This is a genomic window from Ramlibacter sp. (genome assembly GCF_029866045.1).
GTDB lineage: Bacteria > Pseudomonadota > Gammaproteobacteria > Burkholderiales > Burkholderiaceae_C > Ramlibacter.
The window spans coordinates 22202-28507 of record NZ_JARXAB010000076.1; the positions used below are offsets into that span (position 1 = coordinate 22202).

General features: G+C 66.9%; 6 protein-coding genes. 4 read left to right on the forward strand and 2 right to left on the reverse strand.

Translation table 11 applies throughout. The annotated features are described in order from the left end of the window. Position 1 precedes the first annotated feature (1 nt). From QE494_RS08605 to QE494_RS08620, 4 genes are read left to right on the forward strand one after another with little or no spacing between them, the layout of a single operon-like run. Entirely contained in the window at positions 2-1018 is a 1017-nt protein-coding gene (locus tag QE494_RS08605) for an ABC transporter substrate-binding protein (RefSeq protein ID WP_300042515.1), read from the forward strand. A 25-nt stretch (positions 1019-1043) separates the two neighbouring features. Beyond that, positions 1044-2225 carry a CaiB/BaiF CoA-transferase family protein gene (locus QE494_RS08610; RefSeq protein WP_300042516.1) on the forward strand — a complete coding sequence of 394 codons (1182 nt, stop codon included), beginning with the start codon at positions 1044-1046 and terminating at the stop codon, positions 2223-2225. 1 nt (position 2226) lies between these two features. Then, positions 2227-3393, forward strand: a complete 1167-nt coding sequence (locus QE494_RS08615; RefSeq protein ID WP_300042517.1) for a 2-hydroxyacyl-CoA dehydratase family protein — start codon at positions 2227-2229, stop codon at positions 3391-3393. Continuing rightward, on the forward strand, positions 3390-4724 hold the full coding sequence (locus QE494_RS08620) for a 2-hydroxyacyl-CoA dehydratase family protein (protein ID WP_300042518.1): 1335 nt from the start codon (positions 3390-3392) through the stop codon (positions 4722-4724). The genes QE494_RS08615 and QE494_RS08620 overlap by 4 nt, the downstream gene beginning before the upstream one ends. A 37-nt stretch (positions 4725-4761) precedes the next feature. On the opposite strand, the gene QE494_RS08625 is transcribed toward QE494_RS08620, so the two are convergent. Further along, the gene (locus QE494_RS08625; RefSeq protein ID WP_300042519.1) at positions 4762-5115 is read right to left on the reverse strand and encodes a DUF805 domain-containing protein; all 354 of its coding nucleotides are present in this window, start codon (positions 5113-5115) and stop codon (positions 4762-4764) included. After that, the coding region (pgi, locus tag QE494_RS08630) for a glucose-6-phosphate isomerase (RefSeq protein WP_300042520.1) at positions 5112-6306 on the reverse strand (1195 nt) is incomplete at its 5' end. The genes pgi and QE494_RS08625, both read right to left, overlap by 4 nt.

Here is a 6306-nt window from a genome sequence, read left to right on the forward strand (position 1 = left end):
TATGAACGACATCCCTTCCACCCCTACGGGCGCCAGCCGCCGCACCTTTTTGCACCAGGCTGCAGGCGTGGTTCTGGCGCCGCCGCTGCTGACTGCGATGCCCGCCTTTGCGCAGGACGCCGGCCTGATCGCCGCCGCCCGTAAAGAGGGCAAAGGCTCGCTGTACGCGGTGACCGACCCGACCATCATCCAGGCCTTGGTGGCCCGCTTCAAAGAGAAGTACGGCATCGAGATTGAAGTGACGCGCCTGATCTCCGGCGCGCTCGGGCAGCGCCTGACGGCCGAACATGACAGCGGCTCGCCGGTGGCCGACGTGGTGATGGACACCGACAAGCTGCTGCAGGAGACGCTGGCCGCCAGAAGGTATTACGTCCCCATCACGGAGATCCCTGGTCACCAGACCTACCCGGACTCGGCCAAGACAGCCACCTCGATCATCGTCTCGCACATTCCGTATTCGCTGGTCTGGAACACCTCGCTGATCAAAGAGACGCCCAAGGGCTGGGAAGACCTGATCGACCCGAAGAACAAGGGCCGCGTGCTGTTCATCGACCCGCGCGTGGGCGGCTCGCCCGCGCTGTGGCATGTGCTGATGCGCGAGACCTACGGCGACGCCTTCCTGCGCACCCTGGGCCAAAACGGTCAGGCTGCTCCCAGCGCTGTGCCCGGACTGCAGCGGATCGCAGCAGGCGCCCAGGCCATCTACGCCCCGGGCGTGCACCAAGTGGTGGTGGGCCTGGTAGCCAAGAACGCGCCTGTCGGCGAGTCCTTCCCCCAGCCGACCGTCTCCTCCGACACCTGCCTGTCCGTCATGGCCAAGGCACCGCGCCCAGCGATCGCACGGCTGCTGTCCGCCTTCATCCTTTCAGTAGAGGGGCAGGCCATCCTGAACAAGGACGGCTTCTCGCCGATCAGGGGCGTTCCCGGAACCATGGCGCTGCCCAAAATGACCACGCCTGATTTCCGCACGAGCAAGGACAAGATCCCTGGCCTGGTCTCGCTACTTGGCCTGACTTGAATGCGCGCTTCCCAGAGGAACGCCCATGAAGGCGCTTGAGGGCATTCGGGTCTTAGACCTGACCCACGCACTCGCCGGACCTTTTTGTACCTACCACTTGGGTTTGCTGGGCGCCGACGTGGTGAAAGTCGAGCGCCCAGGGGTGGGCGACGACTTCCGGGCCTTCGTTCGTGAACCCGGCTGGAGCGTGGGCTCGGCCTTTGCAGCCGTGAACGCCGGCAAGCGCTCAATCACGGTCGACCTCAAGACCGCCGGGGGCAAGGAATTGATTCGACGCCTGGCCGCGGTCTCCGACGTGATGGTGGAGAACCAGCGCCCGGGCGCGCTGGCCGAAATGGGCCTGGGCCATGAAGACCTGCGCGCCCTGAATCCGGCCCTGATCACCTGCACCGTCTCCGGCTTCGGTCAGGGCGGCGAGATGGCCGACTGGCCCGCCTATGACCACACGATCCAGGCCATCAGCGGCATGGCCTGGACAGGCGATGCGTCGGACGTGCCCTCGCAGGGTCGGGGCTTTAGCATCGACTGCTTCAGTGGCTACGTGGCGCATTCGGCCATCTTGTCGGCGCTGGTGCGGCGTGGCCGTACCGGCCAAGGGCAGCACTTGGATGTGGCCATGCTGGACGCCACCGCACTTCTGATGGGGGTGGGTCTGGTCCGCCAGATGATCAGCGGCGACCGGATCAGTGCGACCCAGGCGGTCGTTCAGGACCGCCCCACGGTGGGACCGTTCCGCACACGCGACGGCTGGTTGTGGCTAAGCGGAAATTTCCAGAACCATTGGGAGGCGCTGTGTCGCGTGCTCAAGGCAGACGACCTCCTGGCCGACCCTCGCTTTCAGACGCCGACAGCCCGTCTGGAGCACAAGGAGGCACTTCGGGCTGAGCTCAGCCAACGCATTGCCCCACACGACGCGGCCGACCTCGAGGTCGCCCTGATGGAGTCGGGTGCGCCGGCCGCCAAGGTTCGTACGACGCGCGAGATGCTGGAAATGCCGGTGATGCGTGAGCGCGGCATGCTGCAAGACAGCCAGACACCCGATGGCATGCCGATCACGCTGATGAACGCCGGCTTCGTCGCCGACGCTGACGGCCCCTCGCTCGGGGGCCGGCTGCCGGGCCTCGGCGAGCACACCGAGCAGGTGCTGGGTGAGCTCGGCTACGCCCCCCAAGACATCCAGGACCTCCGCGCTGCGGGGGCGATATGACATGACCCGCCCCCTCGATACTTCCGACGCCTTCCACCGCTTGGCCGATTGCTACCGCCAGCGTCTGGCCTGCGCACGCAGCGCGCACGCAGGCGGCCGGCCCGTGGTGGGCCGAATTGGCCACCAGGTCCCGATCGAACCGATTCTGGCAGCCGGTTGCATGCCGGTGCTGGTGTCGGCCGACCTGCAGATTGCTACCCCTGTCGCAGACCAGTACATCGACCCCGAGCTGCCCCCCGAGACGCGGGCCCTGTGTGAAGTCGCCCTGCAAGGCGAGTTCGAATTCCTGGACCTGCTGATCCTCTCCCGCCCCTACGACAAGCTGTACTACTTCATGAAGGAACTGCACCGGCTCGGCCGGGCGCCGAAGTTCCCACCCTTCGTCATCCATGACCTGATGCACAGCCAGCGCGACGCGGTCAGGGCCTACAACCAGGGACGGTTTCACGCCCTGCTCGATCGGCTCGGTCGCGTGGGCACGCGCCCAATCGATGAGACCTCCTTGGGCGAAGCGATCGGCCTGACCAATCAGGTCCGCGCGCTGCAGCGCCGCTTGGGCGACCTGCGCTTTCAGGGCCGCCTCGACGCTGTAGAGGCCCTGCAAATCATTGGCGCCGGCTTCTTCATGCATCCCGCCGACTACCTCGCCGACATGCAGGCCAGCCTGAGGACCCTGCAGGACGCACAGGCGGGCGCGCCCGGCCTGCGGACGGTCCTGGCCTCGTCGGAGCCACTGCAAGACCTGACCTTGTACGAAGCGCTGGCGGAGGCCGGTATCCAGGTGGTCGCCGAAGACGACGCTTGGGGCTCACGGGCCGCCGGCCAGGACATCGCGATGCAGGGGGACCCTGCCGCGTCCATCTTGGACAAGCTTTGGCGCGACACCCACTCCTCGGGCGTCTGGCCGCCGCAGGCACGTGAGGCCTGGCTGCTGGCGCAAGCCGCTCGCCCCGAGGTAGAGGCCGTGGTGCTTTATGTGCCGCCCAGTGACAGGCTGCTCGGGTGGGATACGCCACGCCTGCTTCGCACCTGGCGCGAGGCAGGCAAGCCGGCCATCGCGCTGTTCCACGATGTCCACCGACCGCAAGGCCGACAGGCCTTGATACAAGAAGTTCAAGCGTTCGTGGCGAGCGTGCCGCGCCCAACCCACCAGGAGGCGGGACGATGAGCACCCCCCACAACCACACGGCTGGCGCCAGCGCGGACGCCACCGCAGAGGCCCGACGCCGTCACGAAGCCCTGACGCAGTTGGAGGTGACCCGCACCCTGCGGACCCACCAGCGCGAATGGTTTGCCGGCCTGCGCCGAGACGTGTTCGAGGCTGGCAAGCCGTACGCCATCGTCGGTGCACTGGTGCCTCATGAAATTTTGCAGGCGCTCGATCTGCCCTTCATCACCGATGTCTGGTACTCCGGGCTGGTGGCGGCGCGGCGCCAATCGGGCTACTACTCCGACTTCCTGGACAAGAGCGGCTTCCACCGCAACCTGAGCCGTTACGCCGCCTTGACGCTGGGCGTGCTGCTGGACACCGAGAATCCCGACAAGCCCTGGGGTGGCCTGCCTGCGCCCTCGCTGGTGTGCACCTCCATCCATGAGCGCAGCGCCCAGGTGCTGGCTGATTTCGCAGGCGCCCCCTTCATCCCGATTGAGCAGCCGGTACTCGATCGGCCGATGGTCAACTGGTGGCAGCACTCCCGCTGGGGCTGGGAAGACCTGGACGGCGACTACCGCATCGATGCGCTGGTGGCTCAGTACCAGGACCTGATCGCCGCCGCCGAGCGGGTGGCGGGCAAGCGGCTGGACATCGACCGGCTGCGCGAGATCCTCGACCGGGTCAACCAGCAGGAGGAGTACTTCGACGAGGTACGCACCATCATCGCCACCGCGCCCAAGCTGCCGGCGCGCTTGGGCGAGGTGATGGGCCAGGTCATGGGCATCCAGTGGCACCGGGGCACCGACTGGGCCCTGGCGCAGGCACGCGCCTTCCGCGACGAAATCCGCCACCGCGCCGACCAGGCGATGTGGGTCTGCCCCAACGAGAAGTACCGACTGATGTACGTGGGGCAGGGTCTGTGGCAAAACCTGGACTTCTTCACCGAGTTCGAAGAGAAGTACGGCGCTGTCTTCGTGCGCTCGAACTACCTGTCCATCGCCAGCGATGGTTACCTGCGATACGGCACGCGAGACCCGATCCGAGCGCTGGCCAGCCGCTACGCCACGATGTCCGAGCAGATGCACATGCCCGGCCTGGGCAGCGCCTGGGCCGAGCATGAGGCGCGCACGCACCGCATCGATGGCGGGCTGTCGATTGCGGGCTGGTGGGGTATCCGGGCCATCAACAAGTCGCTGGAGGAGGCGGGTATTCCGATCCTGGACTTCCCCGTCGACGCCGTCGATGGCAACACCTGGGATCAGGAGCGCATGTTTGCGCTGGTGCGAGATTTCATCGAGCAGCGCGTGGCCCCCACCCAGGCAGCCCGACGGGCTCAGGGGCTTTGACCGACAGGCGCCAGGCCACCCCTGGTAGGGCGCGTGCTCAATCAGTGGATAAGGGCAAGGGCTGCGGAGCCCCCCACTTGTTTTCTATCGGCTCGCTGGGCTGCACGTACCAGTAAAGCGCCACAAAGACACCGACCACAGGCACCCAAACAATCAGTTGCCACCAGCCGCTGCGGCCGATGTCGTGCAGACGGCGCGCGGTCACGCCCAGGGTGGGAAGGATCAGGGCCAGGGTCACCAGGCCGCTGAAGACGTCGCCCACGATGGCTTCGGCCAGCGTGACCGCCAGCACGCAAAACAGCATGAACCACCAAAACTGTGGGCGGCTGGCCCGACCCCGGAAAACGGCGTACTGGGTCAGGGCAGATTGGATCGCGTCAACAAAACTCATGCGTCGGATTGTCGGGCCAAGCGGGTGACCCATGCCGCCGTGGCCCCATCGAGCCCCGCGATTTCACCAGTGGACAGGCGGGCGGTGATGTCTTGCGCCAACACCTTGCCCAACTCCACCCCCCACTGGTCAAAGCTGTTGATGCCCCACAGCGCGCCCGAGCAGAACACGCGGTGCTCCTGCAAGGCGATGAGGGCGCCCAGGCTGGCGGGCTCCAGACGCTGAAGCAGCAGCACGGTGCTGGGGCGATTGCCCGGGAAGTCGCGATGGCCGCCGGGGTCTGCGCGGCCCTGCATCAGCGCCTGGGCCTGGGCCAGCACATTGGCCAGCAGGGCCTGGTGGTGGCCCGGGAGCGGGTGGGCCGCCTCGGCCACGGCGACGAACTCCACCGGGATCACGTCGGTCCCCTGGTGAATCATCTGGAAGAAGGCGTGCTGGCCGTTGGTGCCGGGCTCACCCCAGAGCACCGGCGAAGTGGCATAGGGCAGAGGTCGGCCCTGGCGGTCCACCCGCTTGCCATTACTCTCCATTTCGAGCTGCTGCAGGTAGGCCGGCAGCCGGCGCAGGGCGCTGTGATAAGGCGCCAGGCCGCGGCTGGTGAAGCGGTGGAAGTTGCGATACCAAAGGTCGACCAGAGCCAGACGCACAGGCAGGTTGCGCGCGAAGGGCGTCGTAGCGAAATGCGCGTCCATCGCATGGGCGCCGGCCAGCAGGGCGCGGAAGTTCTCCGCCCCGACAGCGATGGCCAGGGGCAGGCCAATGGCCGACCAGAGCGAGTAGCGCCCACCCACCCAGTCCCAGAAACCGAAGGTGGTGGTGATGCCGAACTCGCGCGCAGCAGGCACGTTGGTGGTGAGCGCGGCAAAGTGGCGCGCAGTGTCGCGGCCGCCCCGCGCCAGGAACCAGTCACGCGCCGAGCGCGCGTTCATCATCGTCTCGAGGGTGGTGAAGGTCTTGGAGGCAATGAGAAACAGCGTGCGCTGCGGGTCCAGGCCCTGCAGCACACCATCCAGCTCGTGGCCGTCGACGTTGGAGACGAAATGCAGGCGCAGCCCGGGCCTGGCAAACGCCGCCAGCGCCAGAGTCGCCATTTGCGGGCCGAGGTCGGAGCCGCCAATGCCGATGTTGACCACGTCAGTGACCGCGCCATCGGCGCGCACTGCCTCGGCATAGGCCAGCATGGCCTCCAGG